This is a genomic window from Thermococcus sp. Bubb.Bath (assembly GCF_012027595.1).
GTDB lineage: Archaea > Methanobacteriota_B > Thermococci > Thermococcales > Thermococcaceae > Thermococcus.
Genome location: NZ_SNUR01000040.1, coordinates 1 through 427, shown reverse-complemented (window position 1 = coordinate 427; position 427 = coordinate 1). Strand labels below are relative to the sequence as shown.

At 56.4% G+C, this 427-nt stretch carries 1 pseudogene; it reads right to left on the bottom strand.

From position 1 onward, the window contains the following. Window positions 1–28 precede the first annotated feature (28 nt). Window positions 29–427: pseudogene (locus E3E29_RS11425) on the bottom strand (hypothetical protein); the annotation flags it as partial.

Genomic DNA, 427 nt, shown 5'->3' with positions numbered 1-427 from the left:
AGAAATCGGGAGGTTGATATTCATATGCTCACCTCCTCCTCAGCGCCCAAACCACTCCTCCAAGGACGAGGAGGCCCGCGAGGACGTAGAGTATCGTCTTTCCGCTGTTGCTTCCGCCGCCGAAGAGCGTGAATCCTGAACCCTCAGAGATGCTCACTGCAACCTTGTCGGAGAATACGGTAGCGTTGCCCTGCATGACGGCAACGTTCAGCTCGTAGGCGTCGTAGGTGAGGTCTTCCGGCACGGCGAAGGCTATTGAAACATCCTTTTCAGTCAATGGAGCAACGCTGATGCTCTGGTTTATCTCGCTCGGCAGGAAGCCGCCGCTCACTTTGATGGTGTAGTACTGCACGCTGGAGCTCGGGTTCTTGAAGTGGAGCGTGATGACTCCCTCGCCGCCCTCGCTGACTGTTAGGGTCTTGGTAAC